The organism is Nonomuraea sp. NPDC005983 (assembly GCF_040614375.1).
Classification (GTDB): domain Bacteria; phylum Actinomycetota; class Actinomycetes; order Streptosporangiales; family Streptosporangiaceae; genus Nonomuraea.
Window position 1 is genome coordinate 1 of record NZ_JBEXUP010000163.1, and the last position, 18,946, is coordinate 18,946.

Genomic DNA, 18,946 nt, shown 5'->3' on the forward strand with positions numbered 1-18,946 from the left:
GGGGCGGGGCGGCCCCCCCCCCCCCGCGACCGCACGGTCAACCGGCCTCGACAGGGCCGCCGAGCCGGGCGACGTCCTCGGTGGCGTCGCCGATCAGCTTGTCGGCCAGGTCCATCAGGGCGCGTCCTGCCGCCAGCTCGTCGCCGATCTCCGGCACCGGCCGGTCGTGCGGGTTACGCCTGGCCAGACCCACGCTCTCGTGCCACTGGCTGCCCTGTGCGGACAGCACGGCACGCGCCAGGGTGCGTTCGTCGCCGTCGTCCTCGCTGATGAAGATCTTGACGGTCCACTCCTTGGCTTCCATGGCCATCTCCTCACACTGATGGGAGCGGTGGTTCGACCCCCTCCGTCCAGGACCTCGCGCTCGACCTGGATGTGCTCCCCGTAGTCGTACGCGTCCAGGATCCACCGGCGTCCGGGCCTGACGGACGAGTCCAAGGTCCCCTCTCCGCCTGCCGATGGTCCCGCGGCGGGGCCGTTGGTCCCTGACCTGCCGGGACTTCGTCCCCTGGAAAGGCGCGCGCGGCCGGGAGTGTGCTGGAGAGGAGGTGTGCACAGCGGAAGGAGGCCGGTGATGAGTGGAGCGGTCGTGGTCGGAGTCGACGGATCGCGGTCGGCGGGGTCGGCGCTCGCCTGGGCGGCCGACGACGCCGCCCGGAGGAAGCTTCCCCTGCGGATCGTGCACGTGCGCGAACCCTGGAGGGCCGAGCACCCGCTCACCGCCGCCAGCCCCCAGACGACGCGGACCGAGCAGTGGACCCACCTGCTCCAGGAGGCGGCGGACCAGGCCAGGAGCCAGGTCCTGGGCCTGGACGTCTCGACCGCCCTGGTCACGGGGGCGGTGGTCGAGCGGCTGGTGAGCGAGTCGGAGACGGCCGACACCGTGGTGCTGGGAAGCAGGGGGCGGGGCGGTTTCACCGGCCTGGTGCTGGGTTCGGTCGGGCTGGGCCTCGCCGGCCGCGCGCACTGCCCGGTGGTCTACGTCCGCAGGCCCGCCGGTGAGGGCGGCGAGATCGTCGTCGGTTACGACGGGTCCGCCGACTCGGAGTCGGCCCTGGAGTACGCGATGGCGCAGGCGAGCGCCCGGGGCGCGCGGGCGCGCGTGGTGCACGGCCGTCAGCTCGCCCCGCTCGCCACGGAGCCGGCGAGCGCCGGCGCGATCCCGGTTGGGGACTTCCGGCAACTGCTGGTGGCATGGCGGGAGAAGTACCCGGACGTCGAGGTGACCGAGTCGGTGGTGCGCGGGCATCCGGTGCCGGTCCTGGTCGAGGCGTCCCTGACGGCTGAGCTCGTGGTGGTCGGATCGCGCGGGGTGGGCGGGTTCGCCTCGGCCGTGCTCGGGTCCGTCAGCCATGGCGTCCTGCACCGGGCGCGGTGCCCGGTGGCCGTGGTCCGGGCCCCGTGGCGGCGTGCTTGACCTCCGGCGAGCCGGGCCGCTTCTCCAGGTCCCGCACGCATCCGGACGACGACTCCGCGCGGTCGGCGAGCCGCTCCCGCGTGAGGCCGAGCCGTTCGCGGTGATGGACGATGCGGCGTCCGGGATCAGTCATGATCGATTCCCGTCTTCGCTGGTGGGGATACCTCTTACGGCACCGGCGTGGTGCCGGCGTCGCCGACGCCGTCCGCGGGCCGCCGGGCGGTCTCTGGCCGTTGGGCCCGCGCCGTCGGGACTTCCGGCCCTGCATGACGTCCGAGCGCCGGGCTGCGATGGGGGTGGAAGGGAGAAATCATGATCGTTGTGGGGGTTGACGGCTCCGCGGCGGCGCGGGCCGCGGTGGAGTGGGCGGCCGACGACGCGCTGCGCATGCGCGTGCCGCTGCGGATCGTGCACGCGGTGGACCGCTCGCCGTACCAGATCGGCAAGTTCCCCACCGCCGACTGGCCGGACGCGCTGCTCCGCCAGGGGCACCGCGTGCTGGCCGACGCGGCGGCGGTTGCCCGTGACCGCCAGCCGGAGATCGACGTGACGACGCGGGTGCTCGAGGGACCTCCTGCGCTGGTGCTGCGCGAGCAGGCCGACATGGCCGACGACGCGAGCGGCCCCGCGGACGAGGTGGTGATCGGCACGCGCGGCCACGGCGGGTTCGCCGGGGCGCTGCTGGGGTCGGTCAGCGCGCACGTCGCCGGGCAGGCGCGCAGCCCCGTCGTGGTGGTGCGCGCCGAACCGCATCCGGTCCGCGGCCGGATTGTGGTGGGTGTGGACGACTCGCCGGAGTGCGAACCGGCGCTGGCCTACGCCTTCCGGCAGGCGTCGCTGAGGGGGAGCGAGTTGCGGGCGCTGCACGCCTGGCAGCTGCCGGTGCACGCGTTCGCGCCGGAGATCGCCTACGACATGGACGAGGTCCGCCAGGCCCAGTACCGCCTCGTCAGAGACCGGGTGGAGGCGATGGAGAAGGAGTATCCGCAGGTGAACGTGGTGGAGGAGGTCCAGTCGGCGCATCCGGTCGACGCGCTGGGCGCCGCCTCCGAAGAGGCGGACCTGGTGGTGGTGGGCTCCCATGGGCGCGGCACGCTCGGCTCGGTGCTGCTCGGCTCGGTCAGCCGTGGCGTGCTGCACCACGCCCACTGCGCCGTGGCGGTCGTCCGCGGCCGGTAGGACGCCGGCCGGGCGTCTCCTGGCCGGGTCAGTCTTCGGTGCAGGCGGCGTCGTCGGGTGAGGTGCTGACGCGGGCCAGCAGGCGGTGCAGCGTGGCGATCTCGTCGGCGTCGAGGTCGGCGAAGAGCGTGGCCTCGACGACGGCGAGGGCGGCTTGGACGTCGGCGACCAGCTGCTTGCCGCGCGCGGAGATCTCGACGATGTGCCGGCGTCGATCGGCTGGATCGCGCCGGCGTACGGCCAGCTCGTCGCCTTCCAGATCGTTGAGGACGGCGACCAGCACGCTCGGATCGACGCCGAGGGTCTCGGCGAGCGACTGCTGGCTCGTCGCCCCCTGCTCGGATAGCAGCAGGAGCACGTGGCCGTGGGGTGGTTTGAGGCCGTGCTGCGCCATCGCCTTCTTGATCCGCACGTTGGCGATCTGGCCCGAGTAGGCCAGCGCCAGGCCGGGACGGTCTCCGATCACACGGTGATCCTACCAGCGCGTTAATAGTTTGCCATGCTCATTCATTGAATATCTTCAATCATCTGCTAGCCTCCACGATGTCTCGAGTTCGACCATCTGGAGCAAACAATGTTCATCGCCTATGTCGTCGTCGCGATCCTGCTCGCGCTGCTTCTGCTGGGCTCCGGCTACGCCAAGCTCACCCGCAACAAGCGCATCGTCGACGGCCTCACCGGTATCGGCGTGCCCCTCGGCCTGTTCCCGTTCCTGGCGGCCTGCGAGATCGCCGGCGCGGCGGGCCTGCTGATCGGGGTCTGGTACGCCCCGCTGGGCATCGTGGCGGGCATCGGCGTGGTGCTCTACTTCGTCGGCGCCGTGGGCACCCATCTGCGCAAGAGCGATCTCAAGGGCATGCCCAACGCGCTGGTCATGCTGATCCTCGCGGCCGCGGCTCTGGCCCTGGGCTCTGCCGCCCTCTGACCGCGAGCGCGTCGGCGCGGTGGCGCCGTCCTGCCAGAGTGCGCGGACCCCAGGCGAGCGCCACGAGCGCGGCCGCGACGGTGGTGATCACCGCGGAGACGGCGACGATCCCGTCGTGCGTGGCGTAGCCGGGCAGCAGGGACGGCGTCACGTTCAGCGTGGCGTGGAAGACGGTCGCCGACAGCACGGGCGCCCCGGTGTTGTTGACGAGCCAGACGATGAGGACCCGCACGGCGACCGTGCCGAGGAACCACCAGGCGATCCATGACGGGGTGCGATGGGCCTGGACCAGCGGCACGACGTGCCAGGCGCCCCAGGCCGTCCCGAGGATGAGGGCGGCGCCGAGCCCGCCCCGGCGCTCCTGCAGGGGCCCGGTGGCGTATCCCGTCCAGCCCGCCTCCTCGCCGATCGCGCTGACGAAGAACACCGCGAAGAGCAGCAGGACCACCAGTGGCGAGATGGACGGCAGGGGCTGCGAGGAGGCCAGCCGGTACGACGCGAGCATGACGGCGGGCATCAGCAGGAGGGTGGGGGCGAGCCAGATCCTCCGCTTCGGCCCCGTGACCTCGAACGCCCTCCTCAGCAGCCGCCTCACCCCGCCTGGCCCGTCCTCCCGGCGGACGAGCAGCGCGGCGGCCATGAGCGGGCAGGGAAACATGAGCGCGCTCACCGGGAGGTCCATCGGGGCTCCCGGGAGGTTCCCGGTGAAGGCGCCGACCACCCAGAAGGGGGCGGCGAGGGCGAAGACCAGCGTGAAGAACTTCAGGGGCGACCTGACGGCGTGCATCCCAGCTCCAAATATTGAGACTTGGGATATTATGTCTCAAAGTCGGGGCGGCAGCACGACGTCCTCGGCCTAGACCCGGGCGCCACCAAGGCTGTTCGCGGGCCCGGGATGGTCGCTCAGCTCGGCCGACCGGGGGCGGGCGACGGCGCTCGCGACGGCGATTCCGTCGTGCGGCACCCGCTCGATGGCGACCATGGCAGCGTCGTCGCCCAGATGGCCGCCCACGTACCCGACCAGGTCGGCGCAGATGCGCTTCAGGAGGGCCTGCGGCTCGCAGCCGGTCCACGCCGTGATCCGCTCGTCCAGGGGGTAGAACCGGCCCGCCGGATCCCGGGCCTCGACGACGCCGTCGGTGTACAGCAGGAGGATGTCGCCCACCTCGAAGTGGCAGGCCTGCGCCGTGTAGACCCGGGAGGCCGCCAGCGCGCCGAGCCCAAGGGGAGGGGCGTACAGCTCGGAGTCGATCAGTGTGACGTCGCCTCCGTGGATGAGCAGCGGCGGCGGATGGCCGCAGTTGACGAGCACGCACCCCGGATCGTCGTCGGCGATGTCGAGCATCACCGCGGTGACGAAGCTCTCGCCCTCGTCGGCCGACTCCAGGTTGAAGCTCGCGCTCTCGTCCAGGTCAGCGGCCAGCTCGGGCAGGGTCGGGCACCGCCGGGCGGCCTCGCGGAACGCGCCGAGCAGCAGCGCCGCGTCGGAGACCGCGGTCAGGCCCTTGCCCCGGGCGTCCCCGATGATCAGCCGGGTGCCGCGATCAGTGCGGATCGCCCCGTACAGGTCGCCGCCGATGTGCGCCTCCGCCTCAGCCGCCAGGTACTGGGACGCCAGCCGCAGCGGGCCGGCCTGGCGGGGCAGGGGACGCAGCAGCGCGCGCTGCGCCGCCTCGGAGACGGATCGCACCTGCACGAGTTTCCTGCGGTCGCGGTCGCGCAGGATGCGGAAGAGCACGACGAACGCCGACATCGCCGCGACCGCGAGGAGTTGCGCCTGCAACCCCTGCGTGTCGAGGACGTCCAACCGCACGCCGATGATCGCCTGCGCGCCCACGGCCACCAGGCCGATGGTGCCGGTGAGCCAGGGGCCCGCGAACGAGGCCGTGATCGCGGGCGCCACGACCAGCAGCGGGCCGAGCTCGATCTGTGTCCCCGTGGAGATGTCCGCGGCCGTGATCAGCGCGATCAGGGCGAGCGGCATCGTGACCAGCCACCAGTTGGACCGGCGCGACCGCTGCTCTCCGTCTATGATCACCCCTGCGGCTCCTCTCCGTCGCCGCTGACCTGGAACTCCGGCTCGCGGACTTCGACGAGCGGATGCACGTGCACAGTAGTGCCATTCCGGGTCAAGGGACCATGAAGAAAATGGCCTATTTTGACCTGATTGTCGGTTTGGCGTAGCGCGCGGTGAGTTCTGCGCCGATCCGGGCGAGCTCCGCGCGGACCTCCTCCGATTCAACCACCTCGATCTGCGCGCCCCAGCCGGCCAGGTCCTGGGCGATCATCAACGGCGTCGGCGCCGTCAACCGGGCGCGGGCGCGGCCGTCGTCGAGCATGTCCAGGACGTCGCAGTGCCGTCCGAACCGCGCGCGCAGGACCGGCAGGTATCTCGCCTCGATGAGGACGGTCGCGCAGACGAGCGAGCGCTGCCGCTCCACCTCGTCCACGACCCGCTGCCACGCCTGTGACAGCTCGAAGTCCGCGGGCCGCTCGGCCGGCAGGTCGGTCACCACGGCCTCGGCGATCCGGTCGACGCGGAAGGTCCGCTGCCCGCCTTCGGTTCCGGCCAGCAGGTACCAGACGTCATCCTTGTCGATCAGGCCCCACGGATCGACCAGCCGATCCGTCCGCTCGCGCCTGCGGCCGGTGTACACCAGGCGGACCTTCAGCCGCCGGACCGTGGCCGTCTGCAGGAGTTCGACCAGCGGGGGACGCTCCCGCTCCTGCTCGCCCCACCGCACCGGATCCACCACGACGGCCTTGGCCGCGGCCTCGGCGTCGGCCCTGAACGTGCCGGGCAGGGCTCGCACCAGCTTGCGGAGCGCCGACCTGACCTCGGGAGCCGTGGACGCGGCCGGGCCCGCCAGCAGGAACAGCGCCTGCGCCTCGGCGGCGGTGAGCCCGCTGAGGTCCGTCCTGGCGCCGCCGAGCAGCGACCACCCGCCGCCGTGCCCCGGCTGCGGGTACACGGGGATGCCGGCGGCGGACAGCGCCTCAAGGTCGCGGCGGGCCGTGGCCACCGACACCTCCAGCTCGCCGGCCAGCTCGGACGCGGTCACCCGGCGCCGCGCCTGCATCAGCAGCAGGGCGGCCACGAGTCGGTCGGCGCGCATGGCAGCAGCCTCCCAAACATTCGACAGGCTCGCGGCCGCCGCGGGGCTCCGCCTCGGCGCGGCCGGTCCTACGCGATCCACCTCCTGGCTGCTGGAGATGACGGTCTGCCATGGTGGGCGTCGCCCATGAGGTCACCCTGCCAGCGCGGCGATACCGTGGCCGGCCGTGTCACGGGCCGGCGTGTGAGGTGGTCGCGGGGCGCCACATCGGCCAGAACCGGGCGCCGTTCGGGAGGGCGAAGGGGGTGCGGGCCCGGTAGCCGTGCCGGAGGTACAGCTCGCGGCTGCGGGGGCTGCTGGCCTCCAGGTAGGCGGGCAGACCGTCCAGCCTGGCGTGGTGATGGCGGAGCAGGGCGGTGCCCAGGCCGCCGCCCTGGCGGGACGGGTGGACCGCCAGGAATGCTAGGTGATGGTGTGGTTCGCTCGGATGGTGCTGGTCGAACAGGGTGTCCAGGACGCGGAAGCGGTCGACCCACTCGCCGGTGGCCGCGGCTAGGCGGCGGTCGTAGTCCGGCGGCTCCGGCAGGGGGGCCGTCCGGGGGAACCAGACCGCGACCGCGTCCTCGTCGATGACGTCTATCTGGCCGTGCTCGACCGCGTGGTCCACGAGGATCCGGAAGTCGGCCGTCATGATCTCGTGGCGGACGGCCGGATCGGGCACGACGTAGGCCACCGCGTCCAAGGACGCGAACGCCGTCGCGATCAGCGCCGAAACCTGGTGGGCGTCACCGGCGCCCGCGCGACGGATGGCTGGCGGCATAGCTGGAGCCTCCTGTCTCATCAGACTGTCTCAGTGGGCCGACTCAGTGGGTGGGGTCGTGCGCTGTCGCCGCCTTGGCGCCCATCCCGACCAGGGAGTACACGGCGGGCTGGCCGGAACGCAGGACGAACGCCCACACCAGCCCCAGGGCCGCCGCTGCGCCGTAGACGGCGGGCAGGACCCACGCGAGCGGATCGCCGGGCGCGACGCCGAGCAGCGTCGAGAAGTTGTTCAGCGCCAGCCACACCATGACGGTCAGGGCGGCGGCGGCCGGGACCGGGGCGCCGATCCGGCGCAGGGCGCTCTCGCCGCTCGGCCGGCGGGCGAAGAAGACGACGATCGCGACGGACGTCGTGCAGACCAGCAGGAGCACGCCGAAGCCGCCGAAGGTGCCGCCGTAGTAGAACAGCTGCACCAGTGGGTCCAGGCCCAGGACGGCGAAGGCGACGATCACGATCAGGCCGAGCGTGCTCTGCGCGATCGAGCCGGCCTTGGGCGCCCCGGTGCTGGCGCGGGTGCGTCCGAAGACCGCGGGCAGCACCCGCTCGCGGCCGAGGGCGAAGAAGTAGCGGGCGGTGGTGTTGTGGAAGGAGATCATCGCGGCGAACAGGCTCGTGACGAACAGCACCCTGGCGAGGTCGACCACCGCGTCCCCCAGATGCGCCGCCGCGATGACGAAGATCGTCTCCGCGCCGTCGCGGCGCGCGGTCGCCACGATGTTCGCCGGCCCGGTGGCGACGGTCATCGCCCACGCCGACAGGGCGTACAGGCCGGCGATGATGGCCACGGACGCGTACGTCGCCAGCGGCACGGTGCGGCGCGGGTCGCGGCTCTCCTCGGAGAACACCACCGACGACTCGAAGCCCACGAATCCCAGCGTGGCGATGATCAGGAGCGCGCCGACGCCCGGGACGAACAGCGCGCTGGGCGAGAGCGTCTCCGCTGTCAGGCCGGACGCGGCCGGGTTGGCCAGGTCGGCGAGGTCGAAGATGAGGATCACCGCCACCTCGGCGGTGAGCAGGATGGCGAGCAGGCGGCCGTTGACGTCCACCCGCATCATGCCCAGCGTCGCCACCAGGGCCCAGGCGATCAGCGAGAGCAGCCACCAGGGAGGGGCGACGCCGGTCCACTGGTCGATCAGCGGGGCGGCGGCCGCCCCGAACGCGCCGTACAGGCCAACCTGCAGCGCGTTGTACGCGATGAGCGCGACCCAGGCGGCGGCGATGCCCACAGGGCGTCCCAGGCCCCGGCTGATGTAGGTGTAGAAGGCGCCCGCATTGGCCATGTGCCTGGCCATCGCCACGTAACCGACCGCGAACAACGCCAGGACGGCTCCCACGGCCAGGAAGGCGACCGGCAGCCCGGTGATCGCGGTGACGGCGTATCCGGTGGTGACCACCCCGGCGACGACCGTGAGCGGCGCGGCGGCCGACAGCACGAAGTAGACGACCGAGGGGGCGCCGAGCCGGTCGGCGGCCAGGGCTCCGGCGATCGGGTCCAGCCGGTCGCCAGTGTGTACGGAACGCATCGGGTTCCTTTCTGGGACTCAGGTGCGGTAGGTGAGGACGGAGTCGCCGACGGCCGCACTGACCTGGCGGGTCAGGTCGCCCAGCGGCTGCGGCATCGCGGCCAGCACGGTGGTCAGGTAGCGGCGGGCGGCGGGCCTGTCGGCGGGGTCCTCCATGAGGAGGTCCGTCATGCCGCAGGCGTCGACGAGCGCGGCCAGGGTCATGTCGTGCGGGGTCAGCGGCTGCCCTTTGGCCAGTGCCAGGCGCAACCTCGCCGACGGCCAGATTGCCTGACCGAAATCGGTGGAGAAATACCGGCCCTGTCTGCGTTTGAGTAGTTTCGGAGCCAGGCGTTCCAGGAGTCCGGCGCGTATCAAACGTCCGGTCACGTTGGTTATGGCACGCTGTGCTAGATAAGCGAGCCAAGTCCGAACGTCGGTGTGCTGAGGGGAGTTTCCGAGGTCGGCGAGAACGCTGTCGGCCACGGCCTCCCTGAGCCGGCGCGAGTCGGCGAGCCGGAGGTGGACGCCGCGGACGGTGATCCTCTCCGCCACGACCAACTCCCCGAGCAGGGCGCCTGCCAGCCCCAACGCGATGCCCTGCAGGTGCAGGCGGGGCTTGCCCGTCCCCGTTGTGTCCCAGGCGACGAGGAAGAAGTCATCGGCCAGCAACCGTGCTCCCCCGTCGAGAGAGACCTGTCCGCCGAATCGCGTGCGTCCGCTGAGGAGACATCGAAATCGGTTCGCTCACTATCGCCCTTAATGGATGGCCGGTTCCGGAAAGCCCTGCAGAGCGGGCAGCCCGAAATATCTACCAAAGAACGCGATCATCCGGCTAGACACCATTTAACGGCAAGCCATAAAAAGGGCTGAATTAATGCCGGATATGGCGCTTTATGGGTCTTTATTGAAGATCGTCGGCTATGGGGTGATCATGCGAACCGCCCCTGCCGGCTCCGGCCGCCGCCCAATGGAGGTTCGTCCGGCGCGCGACCTATTTGTTAGGTAAGTTTCCTATCGAACTCTCTTGACGCCGCCGAGCGGGCGCTTGATCCTTCGTTCAGGTCGCTGCATCCCCCTGACCGTGGAGGACCACCATGAGTCGGCGCCCGCCCGCCCTCATCCTGAAAGCAGCCGTTCTCGCGCTCCTCCTCGTGGCCATGGGCCTGGTGGGCGGCGCGACGGCACAGGCCGCAACCACCCGGCAGACCTTCCTGACGTTCTACGGCTGGTACGACAACACCCCGCCCGGCGGCGACATCGCCTACCCGCGCATCCACAGCACGGCCGGCGGCAAGGGTACCTACGCCGACCCGATCACCTTCGCCACCTCCTCGGCGGAGGCGTCGCCAGGTACCAGGATCTACGTCCCCAGGGTGAAGAAGTACTTCATCATGGAGGACTCCTGCCAGGAGTGCGGCGAGGACTGGAGCGGCCAGGGCCCCAACGGCGGGCCCGGCCTGTGGCACTTCGACCTGTGGCTCGGCGGCAAGGGCGGCAACGCCATGAACGCCATCGACTGCGAGGACGCCCTGACCCACTACAACGCCGACAGCACGCCGACGCTGGAACCCGTCATCGTCAACCCGGGATCGTCCGAGGCGTACGACTCGACCCCGATCTTCAACACGAGCACCGGCGCGTGCTACGGCGGCGCGCGGCCCAACACGACGGTCGGGCAGTACCAGAACGGCTCGTCCGGCCAGTGCATCGACGACCCCGGCAACAGCTCCACGCCCGGCACCGCGCTGAAGGTCGCCGCGTGCACCGGCGCGGCGAACCAGCGCTTCACCTTCCACGGCGCGTTCCTGCAGATCAACGACCTGTGCGCGGCGATGTCGGGCAGCTCCATCGTGCTCGCCACCTGCACGGGCGGCCCCTCGCAGCAGTGGTCGATCAACCCGAACGGCACCGTCTCCGACATCCAGACCGGCCAGAAGTGCTTCAGGCAGTCCGGCGCCAACCTGGTCGCAGGCAGTTGCTCGGGGACTGCCGGCCAGTGGGTGTTCACCCCGGCGGTCACCGACGACTTCTCCGTCGGGGTCACGCCGGCCTCGGGCTCGGTCACGGCCGGCGGGTCCGCGACGGCGACGGTCGGCACCGCCGTCACCGCCGGAGCCGCGCAGCAGGTGACGCTGTCGGCGATCGGGCTGCCGTCCGGCGCGACGGCCTCGTTCTCCCCGGCGTCGGTGCAGGCGGGGGAGAGCGCGACGGTGACGTTCGCGACGTCCGCGGCCACACCCGCCGGCACCTACCCGGTGACGATCAAGGGCGCCGGGACGTCCGTGTCGCGCACGGCCGCCTACTCGCTCACCGTGGCGGCCCAGCCCGGCACGTCCACCGACTACCAGGCCGAGGACGCGGTGCTGTCGCAGGCGGGCGTGTTCACCAACCACACCGGCTACACCGGAACGGGGTTCGTCGACTACGTCAACACGCCGGGTGGTTACATCGAGTGGACGGTCGGCGCGGCGTCGGCGGGCTCGGCGACGGTGGTGATCCGCTACGCCAACGGCACGACGGCGAACCGGCCGATGGACATCTCGGTGAACGGCACGGTCGCGGCGGCCGGGGTGGTCTTCACCCCGACCGCCACCTGGGACACCTGGGCCACCAAGTCGGTGACGGTCTCCCTGGCGGCCGGGACGAACACCATCCGGGCCACGGGCACCGGCTCGCAGGGCGGGCCGAACGTCGACAAGATCACAGTCGGACCGTAGCCGGGCGAGGCCGGCCCGCTAGGACTTGGCGCCACCGAGGAAGCCCGACTTGTCGAGCCAGTCGGTGGCGACCTTGTCAGGCTCCTGCCCCTCCACGTCCACCTGCGAGTTGAGCTGCTGCATCGTCTTGTCGTCGAGCTTGTCGATCACGGGCTTGAGCACCTTCTCCAGCGCCGGGGTCTTCTGGAAGGTGTCCTGCCGCACCGTCACGGCGGCGTTGTAGATCGGGAAGAACTGCTTGTCGTCCTGCAGCACCGTCAGGCCGAGCGAGTTGATGCGGCCGTCCGTGGTGTACACCTCGCCGAAGTTGCAGGTCTGGCCCTTGTCGGTCTCGGTGTAGACGACCCCGGTGTCGAGCTGCTTGATCTGGTTCGCGGGGATGGTCATGTCGTACTTCTTGACCAGCCCGGGCAGGCCGTCGTTGCGGGTCGAGAACTCGCTCTCGACGCACAGCGTGACCTCCTGCGGCTTGGTCTTGAGCAGTTCGGCCACGTCCGAGAGGGTCTTGACGCCCAGCTCCTGGCCCTTCTCCGAGCGGATGGCGAGGGCGTAGGTGTTGTTCAGCGGGGTCGGCCCGATCCAGTGGATCTTGTTCTTCTGCAGGTCGGCCTCCGCCGTCGCCTTGAACTGCTTGGCGGAGTCGGGGATCGGGTCGGCGTTCTTCAGATGCTCGATCCAGCCGGAGCCCGAATAGTCCCAGTACAGGTCGATCGCTCCGGACTCCAGCGCCTTGCGGTTGGCGACGGTGCCGCCGAGGTTGGTCTTGTCGACGACGTCGGCGCCGTGCGCCTTCAGCAGTTGCACGGCGATCTGGCCGAGGACGATGTTCTCGGTGAAGTCCTTGGAGCCGACGACGAACTTGGCCCCCTGCAGCTCGTTGCCGGCGCTGGAGGCTTCGACGGAGCCACCGGCGCCGCAGCCGCTCGCGGCGGTCACGGTCAGGGCCGCCGCCGCGAGCAGGGTGAACGGGCGGCGGAACGGGTGGCGGCGGGTCCGGGGGAAACGGGTACCCATGGGGAAAGACACCTCTTCGATATCGGAAACGCGATGCGGAAGGTCGGTCGGGGGCGGCGGAAGCGCGGTCACATGCCGCGGGGCTTCAGCAGGTTCTCCACGAGCCCGCCCAGCCAGTCGATGAGGAAGGCGATGGACGCGGTCAGCACGGCGCCGACGATGGTCACCGGCATGCGGTTCAGCTTCAGCCCGTTGATGATCAGCTCGCCGAAGCCGCCGGCGGCGACGAACGCGCCCAGCGTGGCGACTCCGACCGTGAGGATGAGCGCGGTGCGCAGCCCGGCGAGGATCGCAGGGGTGGCCAGCTTGAGCTCCACCCGGAAAAGGACCTGCCTCCTGGTCATGCCCATGCCGCGGGCGGCCTCGACGAGCGCGGGGTCGACCTGCTGCACGCCGACCATCGTGTTGCGCAGGACGGGCAGGACGGCGTAGGCGACCAGGCCGACCAGGGCGGTCTGAAAGCCCACGCCCAGCAGGAAGGTGCACAGCACGAGCAGCCCGATGCAGGGGATCGCCTGGCCCACGTTGGCCACGGCGAGGATGACGGGGGTGATCAGCCGGTTCTTGGCGCGGGAGGCGACGATGCCCAGCGGGATCGAGATGACCACCACGAGCGCCGTCGCCACGAGGGTCATCTCGAGGTGCTCGACGGCCTTGGTCAGGATCACCTCCTGGTTGAGGCTGCGCTGCTCGATCGAGTCGAGCTCGAGCGTGCCGACCCAGGTGTAGAGGGCGGCCAGCACGACGGCGATGGCGGCGGGGGTGGCGAGCTGACGCAGCCCGGAGGCGCGTCCGAAGGTGTGTGTTCGACTCTGGACGAGTGTCTCAGCGGTCACTGGCCACTGCTTTCTGCCGCTGCCCGGCATCGACGGCTTGGCATAGCGCGCTGTAGCTGAGCACGCCGAAGGGGGAGCTGCAGCGGTCGGTGCCGTGGGCGATCATGACGTCCAGCGCCTCGCGGAGGCTGGTGCCGGCCACGACCTGCGGCAGCGTCGCGTCGTGCGCCGTGTCCACATGCGGCACGTCGTCCACGCGTAGCAGCGCGAGCCGTTTCAGCGTGGCGTCCTGGCCGACGAAGCCGGCCACGTAGTCGTCAGCGGGACGGGCCAGGATGTTCGCGGGCGTGTCGTACTGCGCGATGTGCGACCGCTCCTTCAGCACGGCGATGCGGTCGCCGAGCTTGATCGCCTCTTCGAAGTCGTGGGTGACGAAGATGATCGTCTTGCGCAGCTGCTTCTGCAGCTTGACGAACTCGTTCTGCAGATGCTCCCGGGTGATGGGGTCGGTGGCGCCGAAGGGCTCGTCCATCAGCATCACGGGCGGGTCGGCGGCCAGCGCCCTGGCGACCCCCACGCGCTGCTGCTGCCCTCCGGACAGCTGGCGCGGGTAGCGGTCGTGGAACTGCGACGGCGCCAGGCTCACCAGCGACAGCAGCTCCTCCACCCGGTCGGCGATGCGGGCGGCCGGCCAGCCGAGCAGCTTGGGCACCAGGCCGATGTTCTGCGCGACGGTCAGGTGCGGGAACAGGCCCACCTGCTGGATCGCGTAGCCGATGTGCCTGCGCAGCTCGTCGGGGTGCAGGCCGAGGATGTCCTGGCCGTCAAAGAGGATCTCGCCTGACGTCGGCTCCACCAGCCGGTTGATCATCTTCATCGTCGTCGTCTTGCCACAGCCGGACGGGCCGACGAAGACCACCAGCTCACCGGCCGGGATGTCGAGGTTGACGTTGTCGACCGCCGGCGACGGCTGTCCCGGGTACTGCTTGGTCAACGCGCGCAGCTCGATGCGCACTCCTGCGCCCTCACGATCGAACACGAAGCCCCCTCGGGGTGGTCAGTTGCCGTACGGCAAGGAAGAACAGGTCGAACAGCACCGCGATCACCACGATGCCGAGGGTGCCCGCCAGGGTCGCGTTGAGCGAGTTCACCGAGCCCAGCCGGGAGAGCCCTTCGAAGATCTGCTTGCCGAGGCCGGGGCCGTCCACGTAGGCGGCGATGGCCGCGATGCCGATGAGCATCTGCGTCGCGACGCGCACGCCGGTCAGGATCAGCGGCCAGGCCAGGGGGAGTCGCACCTTCAGCAGCACGCGGGCGGGGCTCATGCCCATCCCCCGTCCCGCCTCGATCATGGCGGTGTCCACGCCGCGCAGCCCGGCCACGGTGTTGCGGATGATCGGCAGGAACGCGTACGCGGTCAGCGCGACCAGGGTCGATCCCCAGCCCAGACCGGTGATCGGGATGAGCAGGGTGAGCAGGGCGAGGGACGGGACCGTGAGGATCGCGGCGGAGATCGCCAGCGAGCTTCCGCGCGCCTTGGGGGAGTCGTGAGTGAGGAGGCCGATGCCGACGCCGATCGCGGTGGCGACGCCGATCGCGACGCCCACGACCAGCGCGTGCTCGCCGGCGGCCAGCGAGAGAGTGTCCCAGCGAGACACCACGTACTCGCTGAAGTTCATGAAAGAACCACCTTCGCTTAGGCTTGCATGGTTTTGTAAACGTATGGGTAGTTGCGGCCAGTGCAAAATCAGTTGCGGCCAGCGCAACAATTTGGTCATGAACGGGTGAGGATGAGCGAAAACCTGCCGGTGTCCTCGGCTGGGCTGCGGCGTGACATGGAGATCCTCGAGGTACTCGCAGGTCACGGCGACGAACGGGACATCGACGGATTCGGGGTCAACTGGATCGCCCAGCGGCTGGGCAGGGAGAAGAGTCAGGTCTCCAGGGCGCTGCGCGCCCTCGAGGGCGAGGGCATGGTGGAGCGGGACCCGCTGACCCGGCGCTACCGCCTCGGCTGGCGGCTGTTCGCGCTCGCCGCGCGCACCCAGCAGTCGCGGCTCGTCCAGGTGGCAGCGCCGTTCCTGCGGCGCCTGACCGCCGTCCTGGACGAGGACACCCACCTGTGCGTGCTGCGCGGCGACATGGTGCTCACGCTGGTGTCGATGCCGTCGTCGCGGGCCTACCACCGGGTCTGGGAAGGCATCTCGGTGCCGGTGATCATGGCGGCGGCGGGCCGGGCGCTGCTGTCCGACTGGGACGAGGAGCAGGTCCGCGAGCTGGTGCGGGCGAGCCTGGCCAAGGGCGTGAACTCCGCCGTCACCGACGAGACGCGGTGGATCGCCGACCTCGCCCATGTGCGCTCCCACGGGTACGTGGTGGCGGAGGTCGAGCTGGACGACAGCGCGGCCGGGGTCACCGCCCCGGTGCGCGACCACCGCGGCCTGATCGCCGGGGCGGTAAGCGTCACGGTCGCCCGGGCGCCCGTGGAGAGCCGGCTGCACGAGATGGGCGGCGTCGTCGCCGAGACGGCACGCCAGCTCTCGATCGCCCTGGGCCTGTCGCCGCGCCGCGCCGCCGACCTGCCGGTGCCGTCCCACGCCTATCCGGCTCTGCCGAGGCCCTCCCTCGACCAGGACGGCCGCCGCTAGACGACCTCGGCCCGGAGCCGGGCGGCGCGGGGCGGACGCTCAGGTGAGCGCTTTCGGGTGAGCGCTTTCAGGTCAGCACCGCGCCGGCGGCTGACGGTCAGGACCCGCCCGGCAGGCCGGGGCGGGCGGTGCCGCGCAGGAAGAACGAGTACGGGGTCCTGGACGCGGGGAACAGGAAGCGGTCGAGCCGGTCGATGGCGAAGCCCGCGCCCTCGATCGCCGCGGCGGTGTCCCTGTTGCAGTGGCAGCCGCCCAGCAGGCGCGGGCCCACGGTGGCGTCGAGCACCCGCTGGACGCGCTGCAGCCCCGGGGTGTCGGCCCGGACGTGCTCGAGGAAGCGGAGCTGCCCGCCCGGCCTGAGCACGCGCCGGATCTCCCGCAACGCGGCCCCCTGATCCGGGACGGAGCACAGCACCAGCGAGGTCACCGCCGCGTCGAGGGTGGCGTCGCCGGCGGGCAGCCGGTCCGCGACCCCGGCGACGACCTCCACCGGCACCGGCGCGCTCGCGGCGGCCGTGCGCGCGATCGCCAGCAGGTGCGGCTCCGGCTCGACGGCGATCACTCTGCTGACCGTCGCCGGATAGTGGGCGAAGTTGAGGCCGTTGCCGGCGCCCACCTCGATCACCTCGCCCGACAGGTCGGCCAGCAGGGCCCGGCGGAGCTCGGCCGCGCCGGCGGTCTCCATGGCCCTGCTCATCCGGGCGTAGAAACGGGCGAAGAGCGGATGGCTGACGGTGCTCACCCGAACAGTCTCCCCTCCGTCAAGGCCAGGCGCGCACGTTCCCTCCTGCCCAGCGGTCGGGGAGTTCGCTGTCGTGGCTGATGGCCGGCACGGCGCTCGCAATAGCTGTTCGTTCGCGTGGACGTCCTGCCGTCCCTTGGGAGTGCGCCGACGCGACGTTGACCCTGGCCTGATCGGGCACTGCCGGACGCCTTCCTAGGCTGGGCCGCATGCGACTTCCCTGGGTGGTGCCTGTGCGTGTTCCCGCAGCCGGGACGCTCGTTGCTCGGGTGTTCCAGTGATCGGCCGCCGTGGCTTCCTGGCCATCGGCGGGGGACTGACGCTCGCGGCCTGCACACCGTCCATCCCCGAAAAGCCGGACGCCTCGGGTCGCGTGAACCCGTCGGGGACGCCGGTGGCCTCAGGGACGGCGCGCTCGGCCACGCCCCTGCCGCGACTGCCCGGCGAGGTGCCGCACGGCCCCCGCGACCGCCCGCTGGTCGCGCTCACCTTCCACGGCTCGGGAGAGCCTGCGCTCGCCGAACGGGCGCTGGCGGCGATGGAGCGGGAGCACGCCCACGCCACCGTGCTGGCCGTCGGCACCTGGCTGGACCGGGCGATCGCCGACCGGATCACCGGCGCCGGCCATGACCTGGGCAACCACACCATGCACCACCTGGACATATCCCATCTCACGGCGGACCGGGCCCGCGAGGAGATCGAAGAATGCGCCGCCCGTCTGCACGACCTGACCGGCTCGACCGGCTCGTGGTTCCGCCAGTCCGCCGCCTGGCACGCCACCCCGCTGATCCGGACGCTGGCACGGCGCGCCGGCTACCCCACCTGCCTGTCCTACGACGTCGACTCGCGCGACTACCTGGACCCGGGGGAGCGGGCGATCACGGGCAACGTCCTGCGCGCGGTGCGGCCCGGCAGCATCGTCAGCATGCACCTCGGCCATGCGCAGACGGTGGCCGCGATCCCCCGCATCCTGGACGGCCTGCACCGCCGCGGCCTGCGAGCCGTCACGGCCACCGAACTGCTCACCCGCCCAGCCGACCGGCACCTGGACGAATCACAGACGCCCGGAACCGGCCGGACCCCGTAGATGATCAAGGATCCGGTACCGTAGCACGGTCGGTGAAGGGCATGGGTGACGGTCATGGGTGACGTGCTGGTCACGGGCGCGACCGGAGGGATCGGGACGGCGGTGGTCGCGGCGCTGGCCTCCGCCGACCACCGGGTGATCGCGGTGGGCAAGGACGCCGGCCGGTTACGCGCGCTCGCCGCGACCGCGACACGGACGGTGGAAGCGGATCTCGCCCGGCCGGACACGCTCGCGGCCGCCCTGGACGGCATCGACACGCTGGACGGCCTGGTCCACTGCGCCGGGGTCGCGCACGTCGCCGCCGTCGGCGACACCAGGACGGAGACCTGGCAGGAGACGCTGGCCGTGAACGTGGTCTCGGCGGCCGAGGTGACACGGCTGACCCTGCCGGCGCTGCGCCGCTCGCGCGGGCACGTGATCCTCGTCAACGCCTCGCCGGGGATGACGGGGGTTCCCCGCTGGTCGGCGTTCGTCGGCAGCAAGGCCGCGCTGCGGGAACTCGCCGATTCGCTGCGCGAGGAAGAGGCCGGGAACGGGGTCCGGGTCACCACCGTCTACCCGGCGGCGACGGCCACGGAGCACCTCCGCGACATCAGGCAGGCGTTCGGCAGACCCTACGACCCGTCCACGTGCATCCAGCCGGAGACGCTCGCATCGATGATCGTCTGGGCCCTGGCCTCACCCCCGGACTCCTACGCCGCCGAACTGGCCGTCATCCCCGCACCGAACTGACCCCACCCGCCAACCGGCCGCGCTGCGGCGGCCGGGGTCAGGCGAGCGACACCAGGTCCAGGTAGGCGGGGCTCCACAGGTCCTCGGTACCGTCCGGCAGGACGAGGACGCGGTCCGGGCGCAACGCCTCGATGGCCCCCTCGTCGTGCGTGACCATCACGACCGCCCCCGGATAGGCGCCGAGCGCGTGGAGGACCTCGTCGCGCGAGGCCGGGTCGAGGTTGTTGGTGGGCTCGTCCAGCAGGAGCACGTTCGCCCCTGAGTGGACGAGCCCCGCCAGCGCGAGCCGCGTCTTCTCCCCGCCCGACAGCACCCGCGAAGCC

21 protein-coding genes are annotated in these 18,946 nt (G+C 71.2%); 7 read left to right on the forward strand and 14 right to left on the reverse strand.

Features of this window, described 5'->3' with window-relative positions; translation table 11 throughout:
- Positions 1-37: 37 nt before the first annotated feature.
- The gene (locus ABZ297_RS40500) at positions 38-304 is read right to left on the reverse strand and encodes a DUF1876 domain-containing protein (protein WP_350806169.1); all 267 of its coding nucleotides are present in this window, start codon (positions 302-304) and stop codon (positions 38-40) included.
- Between the two features lie 270 nt (positions 305-574).
- Here ABZ297_RS40500 and ABZ297_RS40505 point away from each other — a divergent pair, with 270 nt between their 5' ends.
- A complete protein-coding gene (locus ABZ297_RS40505) occupies positions 575-1,417 on the forward strand; it encodes a universal stress protein (protein WP_355357674.1) in 843 nt (280 codons plus the stop codon).
- A 312-nt stretch (positions 1,418-1,729) separates the two neighbouring features.
- Positions 1,730-2,596, forward strand: coding sequence for a universal stress protein (locus tag ABZ297_RS40510; protein ID WP_355357677.1), 867 nt, complete (start codon positions 1,730-1,732; stop codon positions 2,594-2,596).
- A gap of 28 nt (positions 2,597-2,624) precedes the next feature.
- On the opposite strand, the gene ABZ297_RS40515 is transcribed toward ABZ297_RS40510, so the two are convergent.
- Positions 2,625-3,062, reverse strand: a complete 438-nt coding sequence (locus ABZ297_RS40515) for a MarR family winged helix-turn-helix transcriptional regulator (protein WP_355357680.1) — start codon at positions 3,060-3,062, stop codon at positions 2,625-2,627.
- Between the two features lie 108 nt (positions 3,063-3,170).
- On the opposite strand from ABZ297_RS40515, the gene ABZ297_RS40520 reads away from it, so the two are divergent.
- Positions 3,171-3,521, forward strand: coding sequence for a DoxX family protein (locus tag ABZ297_RS40520; RefSeq protein WP_355357683.1), 351 nt, complete (start codon positions 3,171-3,173; stop codon positions 3,519-3,521).
- Here the strand turns inward: ABZ297_RS40520 and ABZ297_RS40525 are convergent.
- The 6 genes from ABZ297_RS40525 to ABZ297_RS40550 form a co-directional block, all read right to left on the reverse strand.
- Positions 3,469-4,308, reverse strand: a complete 840-nt coding sequence (locus ABZ297_RS40525; protein ID WP_355357686.1) for a CPBP family intramembrane glutamic endopeptidase — start codon at positions 4,306-4,308, stop codon at positions 3,469-3,471. The two genes, ABZ297_RS40520 and ABZ297_RS40525, sit on opposite strands and share 53 nt — an antisense overlap.
- Positions 4,309-4,377: 69 nt before the next feature.
- Positions 4,378-5,559, reverse strand: a complete 1,182-nt coding sequence (locus ABZ297_RS40530; protein WP_355357689.1) for a PP2C family protein-serine/threonine phosphatase — start codon at positions 5,557-5,559, stop codon at positions 4,378-4,380.
- A gap of 115 nt (positions 5,560-5,674) precedes the next feature.
- A complete protein-coding gene (locus ABZ297_RS40535; RefSeq protein ID WP_355357692.1) occupies positions 5,675-6,637 on the reverse strand; it encodes a WYL domain-containing protein in 963 nt (320 codons plus the stop codon).
- 169 nt (positions 6,638-6,806) lie between these two features.
- On the reverse strand, positions 6,807-7,397 hold the full coding sequence (locus ABZ297_RS40540) for a GNAT family N-acetyltransferase (protein WP_355357695.1): 591 nt from the start codon (positions 7,395-7,397) through the stop codon (positions 6,807-6,809).
- 43 nt (positions 7,398-7,440) lie between these two features.
- Positions 7,441-8,925, reverse strand: coding sequence for an APC family permease (locus ABZ297_RS40545; protein ID WP_355357697.1), 1,485 nt, complete (start codon positions 8,923-8,925; stop codon positions 7,441-7,443).
- An 18-nt stretch (positions 8,926-8,943) separates the two neighbouring features.
- Positions 8,944-9,576, reverse strand: coding sequence for a GPP34 family phosphoprotein (locus ABZ297_RS40550; protein ID WP_355357700.1), 633 nt, complete (start codon positions 9,574-9,576; stop codon positions 8,944-8,946).
- 425 nt (positions 9,577-10,001) lie between these two features.
- On the opposite strand from ABZ297_RS40550, the gene ABZ297_RS40555 reads away from it, so the two are divergent.
- The gene (locus ABZ297_RS40555) at positions 10,002-11,624 is read left to right on the forward strand and encodes a ricin-type beta-trefoil lectin domain protein (RefSeq protein WP_355357703.1); all 1,623 of its coding nucleotides are present in this window, start codon (positions 10,002-10,004) and stop codon (positions 11,622-11,624) included.
- Between the two features lie 18 nt (positions 11,625-11,642).
- On the opposite strand, the gene ABZ297_RS40560 is transcribed toward ABZ297_RS40555, so the two are convergent.
- The 4 genes from ABZ297_RS40560 to ABZ297_RS40575 all read right to left on the reverse strand — a co-directional run bounded on the left by ABZ297_RS40560 (position 11,643) and on the right by ABZ297_RS40575 (position 15,093).
- The gene (locus tag ABZ297_RS40560) at positions 11,643-12,638 is read right to left on the reverse strand and encodes a glycine betaine ABC transporter substrate-binding protein (protein WP_355357706.1); all 996 of its coding nucleotides are present in this window, start codon (positions 12,636-12,638) and stop codon (positions 11,643-11,645) included.
- Between the two features lie 68 nt (positions 12,639-12,706).
- Positions 12,707-13,474, reverse strand: a complete 768-nt coding sequence (locus ABZ297_RS40565; protein ID WP_355357709.1) for an ABC transporter permease — start codon at positions 13,472-13,474, stop codon at positions 12,707-12,709.
- Positions 13,464-14,453, reverse strand: coding sequence for a betaine/proline/choline family ABC transporter ATP-binding protein (locus ABZ297_RS40570; protein ID WP_355357712.1), 990 nt, complete (start codon positions 14,451-14,453; stop codon positions 13,464-13,466). Before ABZ297_RS40570 ends, ABZ297_RS40565 begins: the two co-directional genes overlap by 11 nt.
- Complete coding sequence (locus tag ABZ297_RS40575) at positions 14,440-15,093, reverse strand: ABC transporter permease (RefSeq protein ID WP_355357715.1); 654 nt, start codon at positions 15,091-15,093, stop codon at positions 14,440-14,442. The genes ABZ297_RS40570 and ABZ297_RS40575 overlap by 14 nt, the downstream gene beginning before the upstream one ends.
- 111 nt (positions 15,094-15,204) lie before the next feature.
- Here ABZ297_RS40575 and ABZ297_RS40580 point away from each other — a divergent pair, with 111 nt between their 5' ends.
- A complete protein-coding gene (locus ABZ297_RS40580; protein ID WP_355357718.1) occupies positions 15,205-16,062 on the forward strand; it encodes an IclR family transcriptional regulator in 858 nt (285 codons plus the stop codon).
- 97 nt (positions 16,063-16,159) lie between these two features.
- Here ABZ297_RS40580 and ABZ297_RS40585 read toward each other — a convergent pair whose 3' ends face one another.
- Positions 16,160-16,804, reverse strand: a complete 645-nt coding sequence (locus tag ABZ297_RS40585) for a class I SAM-dependent methyltransferase (RefSeq protein ID WP_355357721.1) — start codon at positions 16,802-16,804, stop codon at positions 16,160-16,162.
- A 277-nt stretch (positions 16,805-17,081) separates the two neighbouring features.
- On the opposite strand from ABZ297_RS40585, the gene ABZ297_RS40590 reads away from it, so the two are divergent.
- Entirely contained in the window at positions 17,082-17,891 is an 810-nt protein-coding gene (locus ABZ297_RS40590; RefSeq protein ID WP_355357724.1) for a polysaccharide deacetylase family protein, read from the forward strand.
- A gap of 54 nt (positions 17,892-17,945) precedes the next feature.
- Positions 17,946-18,623 carry an SDR family NAD(P)-dependent oxidoreductase gene (locus ABZ297_RS40595; RefSeq protein WP_355357727.1) on the forward strand — a complete coding sequence of 226 codons (678 nt, stop codon included), beginning with the start codon at positions 17,946-17,948 and terminating at the stop codon, positions 18,621-18,623.
- 37 nt (positions 18,624-18,660) lie between these two features.
- Here ABZ297_RS40595 and ABZ297_RS40600 read toward each other — a convergent pair.
- Positions 18,661-18,946: ATP-binding cassette domain-containing protein (locus ABZ297_RS40600; RefSeq protein WP_355357730.1), on the reverse strand; the 286-nt coding region annotated here is incomplete at its 5' end.

Coding starts and splice junctions, on each gene's coding strand:
- ABZ297_RS40500 (WP_350806169.1), bottom strand. CDS start 304: ATGGAAGCCAAGGAGTGGACCGTCAAGATCTTCATCAGCGAGGACGAC.
- ABZ297_RS40505 (WP_355357674.1), top strand. CDS start 575: ATGAGTGGAGCGGTCGTGGTCGGAGTCGACGGATCGCGGTCGGCGGGG.
- ABZ297_RS40510 (WP_355357677.1), top strand. CDS start 1,730: ATGATCGTTGTGGGGGTTGACGGCTCCGCGGCGGCGCGGGCCGCGGTG.
- ABZ297_RS40520 (WP_355357683.1), top strand. CDS start 3,171: ATGTTCATCGCCTATGTCGTCGTCGCGATCCTGCTCGCGCTGCTTCTG.
- ABZ297_RS40525 (WP_355357686.1), bottom strand. CDS start 4,308: ATGCACGCCGTCAGGTCGCCCCTGAAGTTCTTCACGCTGGTCTTCGCC.
- ABZ297_RS40535 (WP_355357692.1), bottom strand. CDS start 6,637: ATGCGCGCCGACCGACTCGTGGCCGCCCTGCTGCTGATGCAGGCGCGG.
- ABZ297_RS40540 (WP_355357695.1), bottom strand. CDS start 7,397: ATGCCGCCAGCCATCCGTCGCGCGGGCGCCGGTGACGCCCACCAGGTT.
- ABZ297_RS40545 (WP_355357697.1), bottom strand. CDS start 8,925: ATGCGTTCCGTACACACTGGCGACCGGCTGGACCCGATCGCCGGAGCC.
- ABZ297_RS40555 (WP_355357703.1), top strand. CDS start 10,002: ATGAGTCGGCGCCCGCCCGCCCTCATCCTGAAAGCAGCCGTTCTCGCG.
- ABZ297_RS40560 (WP_355357706.1), bottom strand. CDS start 12,638: ATGGGTACCCGTTTCCCCCGGACCCGCCGCCACCCGTTCCGCCGCCCG.
- ABZ297_RS40575 (WP_355357715.1), bottom strand. CDS start 15,093: ATGAACTTCAGCGAGTACGTGGTGTCTCGCTGGGACACTCTCTCGCTG.
- ABZ297_RS40580 (WP_355357718.1), top strand. CDS start 15,205: ATGAGCGAAAACCTGCCGGTGTCCTCGGCTGGGCTGCGGCGTGACATG.
- ABZ297_RS40595 (WP_355357727.1), top strand. CDS start 17,946: ATGGGTGACGTGCTGGTCACGGGCGCGACCGGAGGGATCGGGACGGCG.